We start from the raw sequence: 21,242 nt of genomic DNA on the forward strand, positions 1-21,242 counted from the left end.
CCTTGAACGAGGGAACAAGCGAAAAAAAAGAAAAATATGCCGGGGTGGCGGAACTGGCAGACGCACAGGACTTAAAATCCTGCGATCCCTTCGATCGTACCGGTTCGATTCCGGTCCTCGGCACCACTTAATTTTCGTTTAATTTAATCATCGCGGGATGGAGCAGTTTGGTAGCTCGTCGGGCTCATAACCCGGAGGTCGTAGGTTCAAATCCTGCTCCCGCAACCAATTAAAAAAATTACTTTTCATGGCGGCGTAGCTCAGTTGGCTAGAGCACGCGGTTCATACCCGCGGTGTCAGCGGTTCGACTCCGTTCGCCGCTACCATAGAAAAATTTTCAAATATAAATAAATGGCCCCTTGGTCAAGTGGTTAAGACACCGCCCTTTCACGGCGGTAACAGGGGTCCGAGTCCCCTAGGGGTCACCACTAAAATTGCAGTGGATTTGTATTAGAATCATAAAGAAGTAATCCAGTTTAACATTTTAGCGTGGTCGCTTAGCTCAGCTGGGAGAGCACCTGCCTTACAAGCAGGGGGTCACAGGTTCGAGCCCTGTAGCGACCACCATTTTTTATTTCAAGAGAATTTTACTGAAGTGGTGAGTCCATGGAGAAAAAAGTAAATAATTATATTGAAGAAGAGGGAATTTTAGAGGCTGGCGATCATATTCTCATCGGCGTATCCGGTGGAGCTGATTCGCTGGCTTTATTATATTTTTTGGATAAATACAAAGAGGTATTTAATGTTTCCATCGGTGTAGCCCATCTTCACCATGGTCTTCGTGGTGAAGCAGCCGATGCGGATGAAGAGTTTGTCAGAAATTTTTGCCAAGAGAAAGCGATTCCATTTTATTCGAGACAACGGAATATTCCGGAAATAGCTGTGAATGAAAAAATTTCGATTGAAGAAGCCGGAAGAAACGAACGGTATGATTTTTTTCGAACGGTGGCGCAGGAAAATGGGTACAATCGTATTGCCTTGGGGCATCATATCAACGACCAGGCGGAAACCATGCTCATGCGGCTTATTCGCGGAACCGGCGTAAAAGGCGTTTCAGGGATTAAATCGAGCCGAAATAATTTTTATATCCGTCCATTTTTATGCTTGGAGAAAAAGGAAATTGTTGCGTATTGCGAGAAAAATCATTTAGCCTATCGTACCGATGCAACCAACTTTCAAAAAGATTATACCCGTAACAAAATACGTTTAGATATTATGCCGATGATCTTGGAGATCAACCCCAAGGCGGAAATTCATTTTAATGAGTTTACAAAAATCGCGAATGAGTATGAGGCGTTTTTTGAAAAATATGTTGATCGAGTTCAGAAACAGTTGGTTTCCCGAAAAGATGACGTGGTGTATCTTGACCGTGAATTGTGGCTTTGCGAAGAGCCGGTGGTTCAAAAAGAAATATTACGCCGTTTAATTTTTGAATTTAAGGGTAGTTTAAAGGAAATTGAGTACAATCACATCACTGCGTTTTATCATCTGCTAAAAACTGACAAAACGACATGGGAAATTCATTTTCCTCATGACATTCTGCTGATGCGGCGTTATGATCGCGTGATGGTGACAAATAGGCAAAAAGATATGAATCAAGCCGTCATATCTCCGAAGCTAATTATTCCCGGTAAAACCTGGATATTTTCCAAGGAAGGGATAATCCTGGAGTCAAAAATTATGACGCAAGATGAGTTTAGAAAAAAAATGTCTTTTTTTTCAAAAGAATTGGAAAATCATAGTGAAAAATATTTTGATTATGATAAAATGAATGACAACATATATTTGCGCAGTCGAAAGTCTGGGGATTTTTTTTATCCAACCGGTATTTCAGGAAAAAAAACGATCAAGAAATATTTTATCGACAAGAAGATTGATCGAAATTTGCGAGATGGAATTCCTCTTTTAGCAATGAATTCCGAAGTACTGTGGATTATTGGTTATGCTATCAATGGACGCTGTTTAGCAGATTTCAATACAAAAAATATATTAAAGGTGAATGTGACCTTATGTTAGGAGAAAAGTGTGATATCCGATATTCAGGGAATTTTGGTGGATGAAAAAGCAATCGAAAAACGCGTCAGTGAACTTGGTAAACAAATTACAAAAGATTATCAAGGAAAGTATCCTATTCTTGTTTGTGTCTTAAAAGGAAGTTCAGTTTTTTTCTCGGATTTAATTCGTAGAATAAGCATTCCAATTGAGATTGAATTTTTAAAAGCATCCAGTTATGGCTGTGAGGCACAGAGTTCTGGTGAAATTGAACTAAAGGGAGATCTTTCCATGGAGGTTCAGGGACGTCATATCTTATTGGTTGAAGACATTGTCGATACTGGAAACACATTGAAATTTCTACTGAACCGTTTTGAAGGTTTAGGGGCAAAAGATGTTAAGGTATGTTCCCTTCTTGATAAACCACACCGTCGGGAGCAGCTGGTTGTTGCTGATTATATCGGATTTCAAATTCCCAATGAGTTTGTCGTCGGTTATGGATTGGATTATGCCCAAAAATATCGCAATTTGCCTTATATCGGGATTTTAAAAAAAGAAATATATGAAAAATAATTTCAAAAAAAGAAGTCAACTATTATATTTAGAGAGGAGTGATGCGTTTTGAATAAATACCTTAAGATGATTGGATTCTATTTAGTGATTTTAGTAGTCATTATTGTCGCGGTAACCTTTTTAAACCCCATGAAAGATGAGGTTAAAACCGTTGTTTACAGTGAACTGCTGACTGAGCTTAATAATAATCAGGTAGCAGAAATTGAAATAAACAATTCCAATGTGACGGGTGTCCTGCGAAGTGGAGAAAAATTTGAAGCAGTGGTGCCGCAATATGTTATTGATGAACAAGTATCCTCGTATATTTTACAAAATGACATAAAAGTAACAATTACAAAGCAACAGGATTCCTGGTGGATCTCGTTAATACCTTCAGTGGTGCTGATTGTATTAATGGTCGTCTTTTTTCTGGTCTTTAGCCAACAGGCTGGCGGCGGTGGCGGTAAAGTTATGTCCTTTGGAAAGAGTCGGGCAAAACTTCACGTTGAAGGCGAGACAAAGGTTACATTTAAAGATGTGGCTGGTGCTGATGAAGAAAAAGAGGAACTTGAAGAAGTTGTCGATTTCTTAAAAGCCCCTGATCGTTATCGGAAACTGGGAGCACGGATACCGAAGGGAATCCTTTTAGTGGGCCCTCCGGGGACCGGGAAAACCTTGTTGGCTCGAGCAGTTGCCGGAGAAGCAGCGGTTCCGTTTTTCACAATTAGTGGTTCTGATTTTGTGGAAATGTTTGTTGGTGTCGGGGCTTCCCGAGTTAGAGATCTTTTTGAAAATGCAAAAAAAAATGCACCCTGTATTATTTTTATTGATGAAATTGATGCAGTGGGTCGTCATCGTGGCGCGGGTCTTGGCGGCGGACATGATGAAAGAGAGCAAACCCTTAACCAATTGCTTGTTGAAATGGACGGATTTGGGGTCAATGAAGGAATCATTATTATTGCTGCAACTAATCGACCCGATATTCTCGATCCAGCCTTGCTGCGTCCAGGTCGTTTCGACCGACAGATTACAGTCGGAGTTCCAGATGTTAAGGGACGGGAAGAAATTCTTAATGTCCATAAAAAGAATAAACCATTGGCACCTGAAGTTGATTTAGGCGTCATTGCAAAAGGGACGCCAGGATTTACCGGGGCAGATTTGGAAAACCTGATGAATGAAGCAGCGATTTTAACAGCGAGACACAATAACAAACTCATTACCATGATGGAGTTGGAAGAAGCAATCAAGCGTGTCATTGCCGGCCCTGAAAAGAAAAGCAAGGTAGTGAACGAGGACGATTTGCACATTACCGCGTATCATGAAGCAGGGCATGCCATCGTGATGCATCTTTTGCCACATTGTGATTCGGTTCATGAAATTTCAATTATTCCTCGTGGTATGGCGGCAGGCTACACCCTGTCACTGCCGGATGATGATAGTCAGCATATGAGCAAAAATAAGCTATTGGAAATGATCTGCGGTCTGCTTGGCGGGCGAGCAGCTGAGAAGATTGCTCTGGATGATATTTGTACTGGAGCTAGCAATGATATTGAGCGCGCTACCGGCATCGCCAGAAGCATGGTCACTGAATGGGGAATGAGCGAACATCTTGGCCCGATGACATTTGGTCATCCAGATAGCGGCGAAGTATTCTTAGGTCGTGATTTGGGACGCTCTCGTAACTACAGTGAAGAGGTTGCATCAGTCATTGATAAAGAAATTCGAACGATTGTCGAAAATGCCTATGAACGTGCTTGCTCAATCCTTGAAACACAACGTGATAAACTTGAGGAAATTGCAACTCGGCTTTTACGAGACAAAACAGTAACAGGCGAAGAGTTCAGAGCATTGTTTGAAGAAAAAAAAGATGATGAAAAAATTGTGAAAATTGAAGTGGATGCTCAAATCGAATAAACAGTGTTATCTGAAAGCCGTTATTTTATAACGGCTTTCAGACTGTTAATGCGTGGCTATACCGACAATTGTCAATCAGTTGTCGGTATAATTTCTGAGCAAACTGATTGTCTACCCACCCAGCCGTTATGTTATAATGGCTTTCTTTAGGATAATAAATAAGATACCATCAAATTTAAAATAGTTGGAGGGAATTCAAAATATGGAAGAAATTAAAATAGGAACCTGCTATGAAAAAAAATTCTTTGTCAATGAAGATGATACGGCCTTAGCGTTAGGCAGTGGTGGTGAAGCAGTACTGGCCACACCACGGTTGGTAGCCTGGATGGAGAATACCGCATTCGAAGGATCAGGACTGACGCTGTCCGAAGAAAATACAACGGTTGGGGTTCAGATTAATTTAAAACACATAGCGGCTTCTCCTGTGGGAATGGAAATTAAGGTTAAAGCGACGCTGGTAAGCCAGGAAAAAAGAGCGTTAAATTTCGAAATTGAAGCATGGGATAAAATAGAAAAAATAGGGGAAGCGAACCACCAACGCGTAATAGTTGACAAGAGCCGATTTATGAAAAAAGTGATGAAAAAGATTAAAGTGAACCTTTAGGAGGAAAAAATGATTTTAGCTATTGATGTTGGAAATACGAATACAGAATTAGCAGTGCTTCAGCGAGATGAAATTCTTTGTTCCTGGCGTTTTGTTACAAAAACGCCCAGAACATCCGATGAATATGGGGTCTTGATTCAATCGTTTTTTTCAAATTCCAGGGTCTCACTTGATAAAATAAGCAGTGTTATCGTAGCTTCTGTTGTACCCAATATAATGTATTCTTTGAATAATGGCATTAAGAAATTCATTGGTCTGGAATCAATGGTGGTGGGACCAGGAATAAAAACAGGTATGCCGATTAATACCGCTGACCCATCAGAAATTGGCGCGGATCGTGTTGTCGATGCAGTGGCTGCTTATAATATTTATGGCGGCCCCGTTCTCGTGATTGATTTTGGAACGGCCACCACCTTTGACTATATTACCGCCGAGGGTGTTTTTTCGGCTGGAGTGACTTCACCGGGAATTCAGATTTCAATTGACGCTTTATGGAAAAGCGCAGCAAAATTACCAAATATTGAAATAAAAAAACCAGCTTCAATATTGGCCAAAGATACCGTCACCAGCATGCAGGCGGGCCTGGTTTATGGATATATCGGACAGGTAGAATATATTATTAAGCAATTTAAGAAGGAAACCGGGCTGAAAAATATGAAGGTGGTAGCAACTGGCGGATATGGTCGGCTGTTTTATCAGGAAACAGATATGATCGATGTTTATGATCCCCAGCTTTCCCTTAAAGGATTAAAGATCATTCATGACAAAAATATACGTTAAGGATGAAAGATGAAGGAAGAATTTTCGACGAAAATGATGCATGCAGAATTTAAAATTGGCGATATTTCAATAACAAACCCTCTTTTTCTGGCACCTTTGGCAGGCTATACCAATCTACCCTTTCGATTGATTTCAAAACGATTTGGAGCCGGTGTAACTTTTACCGAGATGATCAGCGGGAAGGGTCTTTATTATAAAGATCATAAGACCGCCGAGCTGATGATCACCGCTAAGGAGGAAACACCTGCCGGTATACAAATATTTGGGTCTGAACCGGATATTTTAAGTGAAGTAGTTGAAAATTATATTAATGCAACAGACTATACCTTTTTAGATTTTAATGCCGGCTGTCCTGCCCCGAAAATAACGAAAAATGGAGAGGGATCAGCTTTGCTGAAAACACCGGAGTTATTATTTAAAGTGGTAAAAGCTTTGGCGGTGGCTTCCCAAAAACCGCTGATTGTAAAAACAAGGATCGGCTGGGATGATGAATCCATCAATATTCGAGAAATTGCCGAAGGTATTGAAGCAGCCGGTGCCGCCGCTCTGACCATTCATGGAAGAACTCGAGAAGCCTATTATTCCGGGAGAGCCAATTGGAATATTATCGGCGAAGTGAAGAAAAATGCCGGGATACCCATCATCTTAAACGGCGATGTCAATAGCGGAGAAGCGGCAAAAAAAGCGATTGAAATGACCGGAGCGGATGGATTAATGATTGGCCGAGCGGCCATTGGCAATCCGTTTGTATTTCGAGAAATAAATCAGTATTTAAAAACCGGTGAAGAAGCTGAAAAACCGACACCCCAGGAAAAAATCAAAGTGGCATTGAAACATATTGAGTTATTATGTCTTTTGAAAAATGAAGAAGCCGGTCTTCGAGAAATGCGAAAGCATCTGGCGGCCTACACCAAAGGGCTTAAGCACGCGACTGTATTAAGGAATGAGCTGTTTAGAGCGGCTGATAAGGATACCGTGATTGCGCTACTAAACGGCGCAATAGAACGCGACTAATCGTAGCAACAAAGACAAAAAGCAAGTCCTGGAGAGAATCATAATATCCGTTGTCTGCATCATGGCGAACAGGCGCTAACCTGTACGAGCTTGCAGCAGACAACGATTTGCAATTATCTCCAGGACGATTTTGTTGACAACCTCTGACAAACCATTTAGGTTTGTCTTTTTTTGATTACATTAAATTCTTGCGAATCAAAGTTCGGGCTTCTCCGATCATATAGAGAGAACCGACAAAAACATTGACTTCATCTTTTTTAGTCAGGTCGATGCTTTTGACGGCCGCATCCATGGTATCATAAAAATCAACGGTTTTTCTGTAGCTATCATGAATGAGGGCCGCCATTGTTTCTGCCGGCATCGCTCGATCGCTGTTGGGCGTCAGGGTATGAATGGTGGTGGCAATGGGAACCAAGAATGACAAGGAGACTTCAATATCCTTATCTGCCAGCATTCCGAAATACAGGTTGATTGTTTTTCCGGGGAAGTATCGGTTCATGTTTTTTACAAAGGCTTGAATCCCATTGCTGTTATGCGCACCATCAATAAGGACAACCGGGGATTCTAAAAATATTTCGAAACGTCCGGGGAAAGTAACCGCGGATAATGCCGTTTTAATATGATCGGAATTGATGTGATAACCCTTTTTAATCAGCAACGCAATCACTTCAAGAGCAGTAAGGCAATTAAGGGATTGATGACTGCCTAATAGTTTTAGCTGAAAAGTATCCAGATCCAAATGGTCGCCCAGATATTTCAAGGTTTGGGAATGGCCGTCAAAACTTTCAATGGAAATGTCCTTAGGATCTGCCAGTATCACGGATGCATTTTTTGATTTGGCGAAATCAAGAATGACCTTTAATGCTTCAGGATCCTGAGGATAAACAACCACATCGGAGCCTTCCTTAATAATAGAAGCTTTTTCGAAGGCGACTTCAGCGACGGTTTCACCGAGATAATCGGTGTGATCCAAACTGATGCTCATGATGACGACGGCAACCGGATCTTTAATAATATTGGTGGCATCAAGGCGTCCTCCCAAGCCGACTTCAAGCACCACGATGTCGGCGCGTTTTTCATAAAAATACTGGAGTCCGACCGCAGTGACCATTTCAAATTCCGTTGGATGGGGTTCGCCCTGGGTAAGCAGGACTTCGATTCGTTCTTTTACAAAGCTGGTGGCAGCAACGAGACTTTCGTCATCGATGGGCACATTATTCAGCTGTATGCGTTCGTTAAAATTTTCCAGAAAAGGTGAAGTAAAAAGACCAGTCTTGTAACCGGCGTTTTTTAATGTGGCGGCAATCATGGCTGACGTGGAACCTTTTCCGTTTGTACCGGCAACGTGGATAAATTTAAGTTTGTCCTGAGGATTGCCCATTTCATTAAGCAGATTTTTCATGCTTTCAAGTCCCAGTCGGGTGCCGAACTTGTGCGTACCTTCGATGTAGTTGATGGCTTCGGTTATGTTCATTTTTATTAGTCCTCCTGAGTGGCACAACAGGTCTGACATTTCTCAGTAACCATGTAGTTGACGCTTTTATCATGCTCTTCCATGGGAATTTCATCGAAAATAAAATCTTCCCGAATGAGCGCAACAGTAACACAATCATCGTTGATGGTTTCTAAAAACCGGTCATAATAACCGCCGCCAAAACCCATCCGGTGTCCGCAGGGGCTGAAGGCACAACCCGGGACCATAACCAGATCAAGTTGTTTGGCATCGACAATCCGTAAGCAATCTTTACGCACTTCCAAGATGCCGTAATGGCCTTCTTCCAGATCTGCGGGAAAGTTAACAATTTCTGATAAGGTGAGGGTGTGATCAGGATTGCAAATGGGCACCACGATGTGTTTGCCATCAGCCAGGGCTTTTTTTATAAAATCATGCGTATAGATTTCTGTTCCAAAACTGACATAAGCCATGATCCAGTCAGCATTTTTATAAAGATCGCTGGCTAAAAAATTATTGATGATTTTGGTATCGGTATCGGCGGAATAAATTTCTTTTCGCCGCGTTAATATTTCTTTTCGAAATAATGTTTTATCCATTTTTATTCTCCTCGTACTATAGATTTATTGACGATGCCATTATAACACAAAGTTCTGCATGGAAAAAAAATATCAAGAGGAAATTTTATCATAATATTGTCTTGAAAACAAAGAAAAGATGGTTATACTTGATGTTATAGAAGAAAAAAATTTCTTTATTAATGCTTTCGAAAAAGCTAACAGAAAAAGGTGCAAAATTTATATGAAAAGACTATTAATCGTTTGTGAAACCATACGTGATGAGGTTGAATTGGCAATGAAAAAGCAGGGTATCGAGATGGAGACCGTTTGGATGCCAAATAATCTTCATGACTCTCCAGAGCGATTAAGAGATGCGCTACAGGTAGAAATAAACAAGGCCGAAGGGTATTATGATGAGCTTTTGTTCGCTTATGGCAACTGTGGCAATGGACTTTTAGGTTTAAAAAGTGAAAAGGCGACGATCATCATACCCAGGTACGGAGATTGTATTGATATTCTCTTGAGTGAAAAAGGTAACCTTGAGCGGATCCGGACGAACACATATTTTTTAACTCAGGGATGGCTGCGGGGTGATAAATCTTTAGATAAAGAATACGAACATAACCTTAAAAAATATGGCGAAAAACGCGCAAAAATGGTTACGAACATTATGTTTAAGAATTACAAGAATCTGATGCTGATTGATACCGGTGCCTATGATGTTAAAGAGGCTCTGCCACGGGTTAATGATATTGGAAAATTGATTGGACTAGAGGTGGTCATTAGTCAGGGAAATATTTCACCTTTAGAAAAACTCGTTTTGGGACAATGGGATGACGAATTTTGCGTGGTTTCGCCAGGGCGTCCAACCAGTAAAGATGATTTTGACGGAGTTGCCGTAAGAAAAGCATAAGCATTTATTTGAGCAATTCATCGATTATTTTTTCGCCAAGCCGTTTATAATGAACCCCTGTTTGAAAAAGTAAAAGCGCCGTGAGAAGGGTATTCGTTTTTTCAATATCTTCTTCATTTAGCCACTCTCCAGAAATTGAAGGGGTGGTTTTTTCTTTGACAGCGGAAAAAATAGACTGCACCTCGGCGGGAAAGTCTGCGAGAAGTTGATCATCACAGTCTAAATAAGTTTGATACAAGGCGTCAAGATATTGCGGGTCTTCCTGAGCCGGGATCATTGAGAAAAGGGCTTCGATGTCATCCATGCTGGAAATTTGCTTTAGTTCATAGAGCAACACCATGAGAATAATATGATCCCGGGTATATTTCTTTTTTTCAGCAGGTTTTAGAAGCTTGTTTTTAGTATAATTATTGATCATTGTCTTGGTGAGAAGTTTGTCTTCCGGATGACGTTTTTTATGGGAAAGGTTTTGATCAAAAAGGGTGGTAAGCTGATCCATATATAAGCTGATGTTTGGAATACTGCTGAGTTCCATATGTTTTGTCAGTTCAAGTTCTGTTATTGCAGTCTTTAACGATTGTTCGTTCATAAGAGCTCCTTTGTAAGCGTTTCTTATTATAATAAACGAATAATACAAAAAAAACAATAGGCAAATTCATTTGACAGTTATTGCGCATATATGATATATTTAAAAAATAATATTACATGGTTATTGAAACTATGTATGAAAGGATGTATTATGAATCGATTTCGTGATCCAATTAATGCTTTAACCCATCTTATCGGGGGAATACTATCAGTGATAGGCGTTATTGCCATGTTTTGGCTGATTATAGCAGAAAATAATGTGACTCCGCTGACCGTGGCTTCAGTTCTTGCTTTTGGTCTCGGACTGATCTGTTTATATTTTACAAGTTTTACCTACCATGCCTCCCTTGGCAGTGAGGAGAAGGTCCTGCGTTTAAGAAAACTGGATCATTCCATGGTTTTTATTCTCATCGCAGGCAGCTACACACCATTTTGTCTGCTTTGTCTGACCGGGACCATGCGGATGGTAATGATGATCGCAATTTGGGGCGTGGCGATCCTTGGGATTGTACTCAAAGTGGCCTGGATTCAAATGCCTCGCTGGCTAGGGACGGCTTTATATATTTTTCTGGGATGGTTTGCATTATTTGTGTTAGTGCCTCTTTATTATGCCCTTTCTCTCGCTGGCTTTTTACTGCTAATTGGGGGTGGCGTGATGTACACGGTTGGCGGGGTTATCTACGCCATGAAAAAGCCGAATTTGTCAAAAGACTTTGGATTTCATGAATTATTTCATATTTTTGTAATTTTAGGATCGCTTTGTCATTTTATTTGCGTTTTTTTCTTTATTCTTTAGAAAAAAAATGCTATAATCAATGAGTAATTTAATTATGTAAGCAAATTCTTATTGTGATTTTATATAAAGTTAGAATAGAATAGTGTTATTAATTGCATCACTGCAAAAAAAAAACTCAATTTTTTGTGGTGATTTTTTATTGTGGAATAAAGAAAATGTAAAAGAAAAAGGAGCATGGAATTAATGCAAACAAAGTATATTTTTGTCACGGGTGGTGTAGTATCTTCTCTTGGAAAGGGTATTACAAGTGCCTCATTGGGACGACTGCTTAAAGCAAGAGGGCTTAAGGTATCCATTCAAAAATTCGATCCCTATTTGAATTTTGATCCGGGAACTATGAGTCCCTATCAGCATGGGGAAGTATTCGTTACTGATGACGGGGCTGAAACCGATTTGGATTTGGGACACTATGAACGTTTTACCGATGAAAATCTTTCCAAGTTCAGCAATGTAACGACAGGAAAAGTATATTGGAATGTTATTTCCAAAGAACGTCGCGGTGATTATCTGGGCGGAACGGTTCAAGTAATCCCACACATTACGGACGAAATTAAAGATGGCATTCTCCGCGTAACGGAGTATAGCCATCCGGATGTGGTTATTACTGAAATTGGTGGAACCGTTGGGGACATTGAAAGTCTTCCATACCTGGAGGCTATTCGTCAGTTTCAGGGAGATCTGGGAGCTGAGAATGTATTGTATATTCATGTGACTCTGTTGCCTTACCTCAAAATGGCTGGAGAACTAAAAACGAAACCGACCCAACATTCGGTAAAAGAACTGCGTAGTATTGGGATTCAACCGGATATTATCGTTCTTCGATCTGAAAAGGAAGTGGATGACAGCTTAAAAGGAAAGATATCCCTCTTCTGTAATGTGGATAAAAAATCGGTGGTTACCAATATTGATGCTGCTGAACTGTACGAAGTACCATTAATCCTTGAAAAAGAAGGTTTGGCACAATTGGTTTGTGAAAAATTGCATATCGAGTGCGGTGAACCGGATTTAAGAGAATGGAAAGATTTGGTTAAAAAAGCAAAAAGCCTTGAAAATAAAGTTACCATTGGCTTAGTTGGAAAATATGTCGAGCTGCATGACGCCTACCTGTCTGTTGCAGAAGCATTGCGCCACGGCGGTATTGGCAATAATTCTGAGGTGGTCATAAAATGGATTCATTCAGAAGACATCAATGAAGAAAATGTTGCCCGAATGTTAAAGGATTTAGACGGTATTCTTGTGCCGGGGGGCTTCGGTCATCGCGGTGTGGAAGGTAAGATTCATGCAATCCAGTACGCCCGTGAAAATAAGATTCCTTTTTTAGGTCTTTGTTTAGGGCTTCAACTTGCAGTTGTTGAGTTTGCCAGAAATGTGGCAGGGCTTAAAGGGGCTCATAGTATTGAACTGGATCCAGAAACGCCTTATCCGGTGATTAATCTGATGGAAGAGCAAAAAAAGGTTATCAATATGGGTGGAACTATGCGCCTGGGATCTTATCCCTGTGAACTGTTGGAAGGCTCGAAGGCCTTGGAAGCCTATGGAGAGAAAAACATCAATGAGCGACATCGACATCGTTATGAAGTGAATGATGAATATCTTGAGATTCTTAGTGAAAAAGGCCTTGTTTTCTCTGGAATGTCACCTGATCGGGTTCTTGTTGAAATGATAGAAATTAAAGATCACCCTTGGTTTGTTGCAACCCAGGCACATCCAGAGTTCAAATCACGCCCAAATAAGCCACATCCACTGTTCAAAAGCTTTATCAAAGCAGCCTTAGCAGCAAAAAAATAACGAACAAAAAAATCAAGATCCTAGATCTTGATTTTTTTTATGGCCAAAAACACAAGATGTATAAGTAAGATAAACTGTGGATAACTTTAATTCTGTTGATAAAAAGCGGGGAATATTGTGGACAACTCGCACTTTACCTGTGGATACTGTTGATAAATCGGTTTAAAAGGTTTCAAAAGAACCAATAGAGCCAAAGTATGGGCGAAATATAGGAACACAAAATTGTGTATAAAAAAACAAGAATTAAGCACAGGCTGTGGAAAATAAAATAAGATTGTCATGAATCATAAATGGGGATATAATGAAAGACATTGATTGATATTTAATGAGAAATAAAAAATAAAAGGTGAAACAAATGCATAAATATGGTTTTGTCCGAACAGCTTGTGCTGTTCCTAAATTAAAATTGGCAGATTGTGAATATAATGTTGGGGAAATAATTTCATTGGCAACAACGGCCTTTAATCAAGGCATTGAGGTTTTGCTGTTTCCCGAGCTTTGCCTCACCGGTTATACCTGCGGTGATTTGTTTTTCCAACGGGAGCTTCAAAAAAATGCGCTAAACGCTTTGGATGATTTATGCCGGTGGTCAGACGGAAAAAAAATACTCATTGTGGTGGGGCTGCCATTAGTCATCGCCGGCAGTTTATACAATTGTTCGGCAGCCGTTAATGATGGCAGAATATTGGGAATTGTTCCTAAGACCTATATTCCCAATCATCAGGAATTTTATGAAAAACGTTGGTTTGCTTCTTCAAAAGCACTCGTGCAAAGGGAAATCACCATTGGTTCACAGACCGTTCCAATTGGTACAGACTTGCTGTTTAAAAATGCGCAGATGGAAGAATTTGTAATTGGAATAGAAATTTGCGAGGATTTATGGATGCCGATTCCGCCCGGAAGTTTTCATGCCTTAGCAGGTGCAACAGTTATATTAAATCCATCAGCCAGCAATGAAATTGTCGGAAAAAGTGACTATCGACGTGAATTAATTCGTTCGCAGTCGGGCCGATGTAATCTAGCTTATTTGTATACGTCGGCTGGATTCGGAGAATCGACAAGCGATTTGGTTTTCGGCGGAAATGCCATCATTTGCGAGAAGGGCGTGTTACTTAAAGAACTGCCAAAATTCAATCTCGGAAATGAAATTTTAGTGGCAGAAATTGATATTGAGTCGTTAATCCACGACCGCCAATCACAACATACCCTTTTAGATTCAATGGATTTAATTAAAGCGAAACCTTACCGCTGCATCATCTTCGAAACGCAAGAAACAGATGATTTTGAGGGTGACGTCAATCCTCATCCCTTTGTTCCCAGAGATCCAAATCGTCGCAGTGAACGATGCGAAGAAATATTTAATATCCAAACCATGGGATTAGCCAGTCGTCTAAAGCATATTGGAAATGCCCCCATGATCGTGGGGATATCAGGCGGCCTGGATTCCACGATGGCACTGCTGGTATGTGTCAGTATCTGTGATCGATTTAATATTTCCAGAGAAAAAATTCATGCGGTAACCATGCCGGGTTTTGGAACCACCGATCGAACTTACGATAATGCGGTTGCCTTAATTAAGGGGCTGGGAGCAACTTTTCATGAAATTTCCATTGTGGAGGCTTGCAAAGCTCATTTTAAAGATATTGGACAGCCGATAACATTACACAATGTTACTTACGAAAATGCTCAGGCCAGAGAACGAACTCAAATTCTGATGGATTTATCAAACAAATTAGGTGGAATTGTCATTGGGACGGGAGATCTCTCGGAGTTGGCTCTTGGCTGGGCAACCTATAATGGCGATCACATGTCAATGTACAATGTGAATGCCAGTGTTCCTAAAACGCTCATTCGCTATTTGGTGGAATGGGTAGCCGAGCACTCTAAAGAAAATGAAATTCAAAAAATATTATATGATGTATTGGATACGCCGGTTTCGCCGGAACTGTTGCCGCCGGATGAGAACGGCAAAATTGCCCAAAAAACGGAAGAAACGGTCGGTCCCTATGAGCTGCACGACTTTTTCATTTTTCAAGTAGTGAGATATGGATTTTCACCCGAAAAAGTGTATTTTTTAGCCGGTAAAGCATTTGAAGACGTTTATGAGAAAAAAATTATTTTTAAATGGTTGAAAAATTTTTATCAACGTTTTTTCAGCCAGCAGTTTAAACGATCGTGTTCGCCGGATGGTCCGAAGGTTGGATCAGTATCCTTTTCACCCCGAGGAGATTGGCGCATGCCTTCCGATGCCAGTGTAACCCAATGGCTGGGGAGTTTAAAAAAAATGGAGACAACAATCAAAAATTAGCAAAAAAAAGAGGCTGTTTTACAACAGTCTCTTCTAAACGTCTATTCCGTTTCTTTTTTTGAATAATGCTGAACCAGAACTTCATGTTTGAAATTGATGAAATCTAAAATTTCCTTTTTCCCTTCGGCACTTACCATGGCATAACCGAAAAGTCCCAGCAGATCTTTCATCTCCATCGGTTTTGTTAGTTGCTCTGTCGAATTCAAAGAGCCTTCAGATTTAAGCTTGGCATCGTTTAATGATGTGGGATTGTCGGTGCGGCAAAGAAGATAATCAACCGATACATCGAAATAATCTGCAATTTCAACAAGCAATTGATTTTCAGGAAGGTTTTTATCCTTCTCATACTTAGAGATTGAACTTTTGTTTAAATCAAAATGCTCAGCAAAATCCTGCTGGGTCATATCTCTGTTAATACGCAGTCGTTTTAATCGTGTTCCGAAAGTTGACATTGACTTCCTCCAATAATAATTATAGTTTTCAGATAAAAAACAAGTCAATCTTATTGAGATTGTTTCTTAAGCAGAGTATACACCATGTGTCTATCTGATGAATAGTATTTTTATTTGAATGTGCCAAACGAGAAACTAATTAAAATCCAATATGAATCAGAATCATTATTCCTTAAGTATAACAAAGCATTGCTTGTTCTTTTGTTTTATTTGATGTATAATTAGACGTTATATATTCGAGAAAGGATACTAAATGAAATTTACAGAATTAGAGATTAATGAACAACTACTGCAAGGCATCGAAGCAATGGGCTTTGTAGACATGAGCGAAATCCAAGAGCAAGCGATACCGAAATTAATGATGGGAGGAGACCTCATTGGAAAATCACAGACAGGAACAGGAAAAACTGTTGCGTTTGCTATTCCAGCCATTACAAAGCTTGACCCTACTATAAAAAAAGTACAAGTTTTAGTTCTTTGCCCAACCCGAGAGTTGGCGGTACAGGTCTCAGACGAATTTAAAAAAGTTCTAAAATTCCAAAAAGGTGTCAAGGTTTTACCTATTTATGGGGGAGCTTCGATTGAAGCACAACTTAGAGATCTTAAATCCGGAGTACAAATTGTCGTTGGTACACCAGGACGTGTAATGGACCATATGCGACGAAAAACATTAAAACTTAATGATATATCAATGGTTATTTTGGATGAAGCAGACGAAATGTTAAACATGGGATTCAGAGAGGATATTGAATTAATTCTTGATGAAATAGCACATGATATCCAAACCGCATTGTTTTCAGCAACAATGCCAAAACCGATTTTAAAAATTGCTGAAAAATATTTAAAGAATCCAACCCTGATTGAAATATCGCCTAAAAACATGGTTGCCCCAGGCATTGAACAAAAATACTTCAATATTAGTGACCATAATAAGTTTGAGGCATTGACTCGACTTTTAGAAGTGTATAAACCAAAACGATCACTGATTTTTTGTAACACCAAAAAATATGTCGATGACATCACTGACGATTTGAAAAAACTGGGTTACTCGGTGGATAAAATCCATGGTGATATGAGGCAGATGTCCCGTATGGCAGTTTTGAAGCAGTTCAGCCGAGGACAAATTGAAATCCTGGTTGCGACTGATGTGGCGGCCCGAGGAATCGACGTTGATGATGTTGATATTGTATTCAATTATGATGTGCCGGACAATGAAGAGTATTATGTGCATCGTATTGGTCGAACCGGCCGGGCCGGGAAAAGCGGAATATCGTTAACTCTTGCCAGATCTCGTGACCAATTCAGACTCAAGAAAATTACGGACTACACGAAGAAAAGCATTGAACGTGGCCTGATTCCAACCAGCGAAGTCATCAATGATATTAAGATCGCTCATTTCCATGAACGATTTACAATACGCGCTGAAAAAGGCAATGGCAATAAAGGGACCTTAGATGTTTATGTTAAAATAGTTGAGGACCTTAAGGAAAAAGGCTACACGCCAGAAACCATTGCGGCTGTATTGCTTCAGTCACAATTGCCATTATCCGAAGCCGAAGATCTTAATGCAGTGGAAAGACGTCCAAGACGTTCTGATAGCAGTCCACGAAGAGATGGACGTGACAGCAGAGACGGTCGTGTTCGTCGTGAAGGCGGATCCCGAGAAGGTGGTTCTCACCGATCGGGTCCTGAAAAAACGAAGCGTCTGTTTATCAGCGTAGGCGAAAAAGACAAGGCTCAGAAACGTGATATCTTAGGTGCTATCTGTGGAGAATGCGGTATTTCATCCTCTTCGGTTGGCAACATTGATATGTACGATAAATTTACATTTGTCGATGTCGATGAAGAACTGGCCAAAAAAGTTGAAAAAAAATTAAACGGTAAAATAATCAAAGACCGTAAGGTTAAAGTAGAAATATCCAAAAAGAAGAAATAAATTAGATTAATTAGATTGCAGACAAACTTTAGTTAAGGCTCATTTCTTATTGTCGCGTGTCCACCATGCCGAACAGGGTTTCCCTGTTCGCTGTGAGGGATACAAACAGAAGAATGTCTTCCTTAAATAAGTTTGTCTTTTTACTTTCTATGTGGTCTCAATAAATATTTAGGAGGCTTAATGAGTCAAATGAAAGACCCTCAAGTTAAAAAAGAAAATAAGCTGGGAGTCGTTCCCATTCCCCGGCTGCTTTTTTTAATGTCATTACCGGCAATTATTTCCATGCTTATTCAAGCCATGTACAATGTAGTAGACAGCATCTTTGTCGCCCAAGTGGGGGAAGAAGCCTTGACCGCAGTTTCCCTTGCCTTTCCAGTCCAAATGATCATTATTTCCTGTTGCGTCGGAATGGGAGTCGGGATCAACTCGGCAATTTCAAGACGTTTGGGTGAGAAAAAAAATGATGAAGCTGCAAATGTAGCCGAACACGGATTTATTATTGCCATTATTTTATCACTAGTCATCGTGGTTCTCGGCTTTTTTATTTCAGAAACGTTTATCGGTTTGTTTACGGATAACGAACTGATTATTTCTCAGGGGCGGGATTATCTTTTAATTGTTACGATGTTAAGTTTTGGAAGCATCATTACCCAGGCTGCTTTTGCGATGCTCCAGGGTTGTGGCGATATGATTAAACCGATGATTGGACAAATCATCGGGGCGGTATTAAATATTATTCTCAATCCGATTCTTGTTTTTGGCTTGATTGGATTCCCAGCCTTAGGGGTAAGAGGTTCTGCGATTGCAACGGTAGTTGGACAGATTATTGGAATGATTTATATGCTTTTCGTTGTTTTTAAAGGCAAAAACAATTTGTTGAAATTGGATTTCAGATCATTTCATTATGATGGAAGCATTATCAAGGTTATCTTAAAGGTTGGTTTGCCATCGGCTATCATGCAAGGTTTGGCATCCGTTATGATAACCTGTTATAATCTGATTCTGGCAACTTTTGGGATGTCGGCAGTGGCTGTTTTTGGTATTTATTTCAAGGTTCAGTCCTTCGTTTTTATGCCAATATTCGGGTTGGCACAAGGTGCGATGCCTATTTTTGGATTTAATTTCGGAGCGAAAAATGAAAAACGGTATCGGGAAACCCTTAAGGTGGCAGCAACCATTGCGCTGGTCTTTATGTGTTTAGGAACACTGGTTTTTTGGGTTTTCCCGGTTCAAATTATGTCAGCCTTTAATCCTTCGGAAGAGATGATGACGATTGGTATTCATTGCCTCAGAACGGTCAGTCTGGCGTTTCCGGTTGCGGGTGTGTCCATCATGATCGGCACCAGCTTTCAGGCCATCGGCAAGGCTCATGTGAGTATGATTGCATCCTTTATCCGTCAAATGATTTTCCTTTTGCCGGTTTCATATTTGTTAGCTCGTATCGGCGGGTTGGATCTGGTATGGTATGGTTTTATTATTTCAGAAATTGTATGCTTGACTTATGCGTCTCATATGTATCGATATTATAAAAGGACGATATTCAGTACCTGGGATCCAGTGGCTGCGATTTCATAAATAAGAAAAGAGCAATAAAAAGATCGCTTAAAAGAGCATGCTCTTTTAAGCGATCTTTTATTTTTTAGCAGCCAGCTGCTGATTAACGAGTTCAATGCTTTGGATAATCAGAGCATCGAGACGATCGGTTTCGCTGCTGAGATAAAGGTAGCCGATTAGGGCCTCAAAACCGGTGGCGTAACGATAATCAGACGCTTTGGCATTTTTCGGAACCTGGGAGCTGGTGTTCCGGCCACGTTTAACGATCCGGTGTTCCGCTTCAGTCAGTTCCGGGATAAGGGCATGAATGACCAATGACTGGGCACTGGCGCGAACATATTTTACCGAGGTTTTCGTCATGAAATTCACATTCTGGTGGCCGCATCCGATTAGGTATTTTCGAATCGCATCCGAATAAATACCATCACCAATATAAGCCAGAGCCAAAGGGTTCAGGGCCGATGCCTGGGCTTTGGTAAATGATTTATCCAGGGCTGATTTTATTGTTTCCAGGTCGGTCAGGCTTTTTTCCATTTAACACCCTCACGCGTATCTTCCAGGACAATTCCCCTGGCTAGAAGTTCATCTCTGATTTCATCCGATCTTTTAAAATCTTTGGCTTTTCTGGCGGTCTGACGCTGTTTGATCAGCGCTGCAACTTCAGTATCAAGATTTGTTTCTTTATCCTTAACCGCAAGTCCCAAAACGTCGGTGAGCTCCCTAAAAATCGTTTTTCCGGCAAGAAGGGCTGGCTTCGACGAATGCTCATCAAGCGAAGAGTTGAGATCTCGGACCAATTCAAAAATAACGGAAATGGCATCGGCCGTATTGATGTCATCTTCCATGGCCTGGATAAAGGCTTTTTTGTATTGATCCAGAGCGGCGATCCAAACTTTTTCATTTTCAGAAGCGGTGTCATTGGCGGCCTTTTCCAAAAGGAAAACCATTTGATATTTAGCGGTATAGAGCCGTTCAAGAGCCGTAGCGGCCTGTTGTAACAAAGGTTCGCTGAAATTGACGGGGCTTCGATAGTGGGCCATCAATAAAAACATTCTCACTGCTTCCAGGTCAAAGGTTTTGGCAATATCCCGGACCGTGAAAAAATTACCTTTGGATTTTGACATTTTTTCATTGTCAATATTGATATAGCCATTATGCACCCAATAGTTGGCAAATGGTTTGCCACAGGAACCCTCTGATTGAGCAATTTCATTTTCATGGTGGGGAAAAATCAGATCCTGACCGCCTCCATGGATATCAATGGTTTCACCCAAAAGTTTTTTTGACATGGCTGAACATTCAATATGCCAGCCCGGCCGGCCCTGGCCCCAGGGGCTTTCCCAGTACGGCTCGCCTGTTTTTTTCTTCTTCCAAAGGGCAAAATCCAGGGGGCTTTTCTTTTCATCGTTGATATCAATGCGGGCACCCGATTTCAAATCATCAATGGATTGCTTTGATAGTTTTCCGTATTCTTTAAACTGATCGACATGATAGTAGACATTGCCGTCAATATTGTAGGCGAGTCCTTTTTCTTCAAGAGTTTTGATCATGTCGATGATTTCAGGGATGTGCTCGCTGACTTTAGGATGGGCCGATGCTCGATGGATGCCGAGAGCATCGGCATCCACAAAATATTCATGAATATATTTTTCTGAAACTTCTTTAGGGGTGATGCCTTCTTCATGGCTGCGATTGATAATTTTATCGTCAACATCGGTAAAGTTTTGAATAAAGGTCACCTCATAGCCGGTATATTCTAAAAAGCGGCGAAGCACATCAAATACGATAAAGGGACGGGCATTGCCAATATGAAAATAATTATATACGGTTGGGCCGCAGGCGTACATTCGCACCTTTCCCGCCTCTATAGGAATAAACGTTTCTTTTTTCTGGGTTAGGGTATTATATAATTTCATAAATTTTAACCTTTCATTTCATTTCTTAACTTGATTGTGTTATGATAATACATTATACACTAAAGATAAGATTAAGTGTCAATGGATAAAATTTTTTAGGAAGAAAATTTCTTTAATGATTA

At 40.4% G+C, this 21,242-nt stretch carries 18 protein-coding genes and 5 tRNA genes; 17 read left to right on the forward strand and 6 right to left on the reverse strand.

The window, feature by feature from the left end; translation table 11 throughout:
• Positions 1-38 precede the first annotated feature (38 nt).
• The 11 genes from FZC41_RS00885 to dusB all read left to right on the forward strand — a co-directional run bounded on the left by FZC41_RS00885 (position 39) and on the right by dusB (position 6,856).
• Positions 39-126 (forward strand) — tRNA-Leu (locus tag FZC41_RS00885).
• 25 nt (positions 127-151) lie between these two features.
• Positions 152-228 (forward strand) — tRNA-Met (locus FZC41_RS00890).
• Between the two features lie 21 nt (positions 229-249).
• A tRNA-Met gene (locus tag FZC41_RS00895) sits at positions 250-326 on the forward strand.
• Between the two features lie 27 nt (positions 327-353).
• A tRNA-Glu gene (locus FZC41_RS00900) sits at positions 354-428 on the forward strand.
• 63 nt (positions 429-491) lie between these two features.
• Positions 492-567: transfer RNA gene (locus FZC41_RS00905), tRNA-Val, on the forward strand.
• 39 nt (positions 568-606) lie between these two features.
• Positions 607-2,016 (forward strand): tRNA lysidine(34) synthetase TilS, encoded by a 1,410-nt coding sequence (tilS, locus tag FZC41_RS00910; protein ID WP_148565501.1) that lies wholly within the window; start codon positions 607-609, stop codon positions 2,014-2,016.
• A gap of 9 nt (positions 2,017-2,025) precedes the next feature.
• Complete coding sequence (hpt, locus tag FZC41_RS00915) at positions 2,026-2,565, forward strand: hypoxanthine phosphoribosyltransferase (protein WP_243135742.1); 540 nt, start codon at positions 2,026-2,028, stop codon at positions 2,563-2,565.
• A gap of 48 nt (positions 2,566-2,613) precedes the next feature.
• Positions 2,614-4,458 (forward strand): ATP-dependent zinc metalloprotease FtsH, encoded by a 1,845-nt coding sequence (gene ftsH / locus FZC41_RS00920; protein WP_420797204.1) that lies wholly within the window; start codon positions 2,614-2,616, stop codon positions 4,456-4,458.
• A gap of 202 nt (positions 4,459-4,660) precedes the next feature.
• Positions 4,661-5,062: a thioesterase family protein gene (locus FZC41_RS00925; RefSeq protein WP_148565502.1), complete on the forward strand. Its 402-nt coding sequence runs from the start codon at positions 4,661-4,663 to the stop codon at positions 5,060-5,062.
• A gap of 9 nt (positions 5,063-5,071) precedes the next feature.
• Entirely contained in the window at positions 5,072-5,842 is a 771-nt protein-coding gene (locus FZC41_RS00930) for a type III pantothenate kinase (protein WP_148565503.1), read from the forward strand.
• A gap of 9 nt (positions 5,843-5,851) precedes the next feature.
• Positions 5,852-6,856, forward strand: a complete 1,005-nt coding sequence (gene dusB, locus FZC41_RS00935) for a tRNA dihydrouridine synthase DusB (protein ID WP_148565504.1) — start codon at positions 5,852-5,854, stop codon at positions 6,854-6,856.
• A gap of 175 nt (positions 6,857-7,031) precedes the next feature.
• Here dusB and FZC41_RS00940 read toward each other — a convergent pair whose 3' ends face one another.
• Entirely contained in the window at positions 7,032-8,330 is a 1,299-nt protein-coding gene (locus FZC41_RS00940; protein WP_148565505.1) for a bifunctional folylpolyglutamate synthase/dihydrofolate synthase, read from the reverse strand.
• Between the two features lie 5 nt (positions 8,331-8,335).
• A complete protein-coding gene (locus FZC41_RS00945; protein WP_148565506.1) occupies positions 8,336-8,908 on the reverse strand; it encodes a 5-formyltetrahydrofolate cyclo-ligase in 573 nt (190 codons plus the stop codon).
• Between the two features lie 202 nt (positions 8,909-9,110).
• Here FZC41_RS00945 and FZC41_RS00950 point away from each other — a divergent pair, with 202 nt between their 5' ends.
• Entirely contained in the window at positions 9,111-9,782 is a 672-nt protein-coding gene (locus FZC41_RS00950) for a DUF1638 domain-containing protein (protein ID WP_148565507.1), read from the forward strand.
• A 4-nt stretch (positions 9,783-9,786) separates the two neighbouring features.
• On the opposite strand, the gene FZC41_RS00955 is transcribed toward FZC41_RS00950, so the two are convergent.
• Complete coding sequence (locus tag FZC41_RS00955) at positions 9,787-10,371, reverse strand: DUF1836 domain-containing protein (protein WP_148565508.1); 585 nt, start codon at positions 10,369-10,371, stop codon at positions 9,787-9,789.
• A 150-nt stretch (positions 10,372-10,521) separates the two neighbouring features.
• On the opposite strand from FZC41_RS00955, the gene trhA reads away from it, so the two are divergent.
• The 3 genes from trhA to FZC41_RS00970 all read left to right on the forward strand — a co-directional run bounded on the left by trhA (position 10,522) and on the right by FZC41_RS00970 (position 15,262).
• Positions 10,522-11,166, forward strand: a complete 645-nt coding sequence (trhA, locus tag FZC41_RS00960) for a PAQR family membrane homeostasis protein TrhA (protein ID WP_186855119.1) — start codon at positions 10,522-10,524, stop codon at positions 11,164-11,166.
• 183 nt (positions 11,167-11,349) lie between these two features.
• The gene (locus tag FZC41_RS00965) at positions 11,350-12,954 is read left to right on the forward strand and encodes a CTP synthase (protein WP_148565509.1); all 1,605 of its coding nucleotides are present in this window, start codon (positions 11,350-11,352) and stop codon (positions 12,952-12,954) included.
• A gap of 355 nt (positions 12,955-13,309) precedes the next feature.
• Positions 13,310-15,262, forward strand: a complete 1,953-nt coding sequence (locus FZC41_RS00970; RefSeq protein ID WP_148565510.1) for an NAD(+) synthase — start codon at positions 13,310-13,312, stop codon at positions 15,260-15,262.
• 41 nt (positions 15,263-15,303) lie between these two features.
• Here the strand turns inward: FZC41_RS00970 and FZC41_RS00975 are convergent, their stop codons facing one another.
• Positions 15,304-15,714, reverse strand: a complete 411-nt coding sequence (locus FZC41_RS00975) for a helix-turn-helix domain-containing protein (RefSeq protein ID WP_148565511.1) — start codon at positions 15,712-15,714, stop codon at positions 15,304-15,306.
• A 253-nt stretch (positions 15,715-15,967) separates the two neighbouring features.
• Here FZC41_RS00975 and FZC41_RS00980 point away from each other — a divergent pair, with 253 nt between their 5' ends.
• Positions 15,968-17,650, forward strand: a complete 1,683-nt coding sequence (locus tag FZC41_RS00980) for a DEAD/DEAH box helicase (protein WP_148565512.1) — start codon at positions 15,968-15,970, stop codon at positions 17,648-17,650.
• 180 nt (positions 17,651-17,830) lie between these two features.
• A complete protein-coding gene (locus tag FZC41_RS00985) occupies positions 17,831-19,225 on the forward strand; it encodes an MATE family efflux transporter (protein ID WP_243136618.1) in 1,395 nt (464 codons plus the stop codon).
• 57 nt (positions 19,226-19,282) lie between these two features.
• Here FZC41_RS00985 and FZC41_RS00990 read toward each other — a convergent pair whose 3' ends face one another.
• Both FZC41_RS00990 and cysS read right to left on the reverse strand, forming a co-directional pair.
• Positions 19,283-19,738, reverse strand: coding sequence for a Mini-ribonuclease 3 (locus FZC41_RS00990; RefSeq protein WP_148565513.1), 456 nt, complete (start codon positions 19,736-19,738; stop codon positions 19,283-19,285).
• Complete coding sequence (gene cysS, locus FZC41_RS00995; RefSeq protein WP_148565514.1) at positions 19,723-21,120, reverse strand: cysteine--tRNA ligase; 1,398 nt, start codon at positions 21,118-21,120, stop codon at positions 19,723-19,725. The genes FZC41_RS00990 and cysS overlap by 16 nt, the downstream gene beginning before the upstream one ends.
• Between the last annotated feature and the right edge of the window lie 122 nt (positions 21,121-21,242).

The organism is Acetobacterium paludosum, assembly GCF_008086595.1.
In the GTDB taxonomy this organism is placed as follows: Bacteria; Bacillota; Clostridia; order Eubacteriales; family Eubacteriaceae; genus Acetobacterium; species Acetobacterium paludosum.

What these genes read in the sequence shown, in the direction of transcription:
- tilS (WP_148565501.1), top strand. Translation starts at nt 607, where the DNA reads ATGGAGAAAAAAGTAAATAATTATATTGAAGAAGAGGGAATTTTAGAG.
- FZC41_RS00925 (WP_148565502.1), top strand. Translation starts at nt 4,661, where the DNA reads ATGGAAGAAATTAAAATAGGAACCTGCTATGAAAAAAAATTCTTTGTC.
- FZC41_RS00930 (WP_148565503.1), top strand. Translation starts at nt 5,072, where the DNA reads ATGATTTTAGCTATTGATGTTGGAAATACGAATACAGAATTAGCAGTG.
- dusB (WP_148565504.1), top strand. Translation starts at nt 5,852, where the DNA reads ATGAAGGAAGAATTTTCGACGAAAATGATGCATGCAGAATTTAAAATT.
- FZC41_RS00940 (WP_148565505.1), bottom strand. Translation starts at nt 8,330, where the DNA reads ATGAACATAACCGAAGCCATCAACTACATCGAAGGTACGCACAAGTTC.
- FZC41_RS00945 (WP_148565506.1), bottom strand. Translation starts at nt 8,908, where the DNA reads ATGGATAAAACATTATTTCGAAAAGAAATATTAACGCGGCGAAAAGAA.
- FZC41_RS00950 (WP_148565507.1), top strand. Translation starts at nt 9,111, where the DNA reads ATGAAAAGACTATTAATCGTTTGTGAAACCATACGTGATGAGGTTGAA.
- FZC41_RS00955 (WP_148565508.1), bottom strand. Translation starts at nt 10,371, where the DNA reads ATGAACGAACAATCGTTAAAGACTGCAATAACAGAACTTGAACTGACA.
- trhA (WP_186855119.1), top strand. Translation starts at nt 10,522, where the DNA reads ATGAATCGATTTCGTGATCCAATTAATGCTTTAACCCATCTTATCGGG.
- FZC41_RS00965 (WP_148565509.1), top strand. Translation starts at nt 11,350, where the DNA reads ATGCAAACAAAGTATATTTTTGTCACGGGTGGTGTAGTATCTTCTCTT.
- FZC41_RS00970 (WP_148565510.1), top strand. Translation starts at nt 13,310, where the DNA reads ATGCATAAATATGGTTTTGTCCGAACAGCTTGTGCTGTTCCTAAATTA.
- FZC41_RS00975 (WP_148565511.1), bottom strand. Translation starts at nt 15,714, where the DNA reads ATGTCAACTTTCGGAACACGATTAAAACGACTGCGTATTAACAGAGAT.
- FZC41_RS00980 (WP_148565512.1), top strand. Translation starts at nt 15,968, where the DNA reads ATGAAATTTACAGAATTAGAGATTAATGAACAACTACTGCAAGGCATC.
- FZC41_RS00985 (WP_243136618.1), top strand. Translation starts at nt 17,831, where the DNA reads ATGAGTCAAATGAAAGACCCTCAAGTTAAAAAAGAAAATAAGCTGGGA.
- FZC41_RS00990 (WP_148565513.1), bottom strand. Translation starts at nt 19,738, where the DNA reads ATGGAAAAAAGCCTGACCGACCTGGAAACAATAAAATCAGCCCTGGAT.
- cysS (WP_148565514.1), bottom strand. Translation starts at nt 21,120, where the DNA reads ATGAAATTATATAATACCCTAACCCAGAAAAAAGAAACGTTTATTCCT.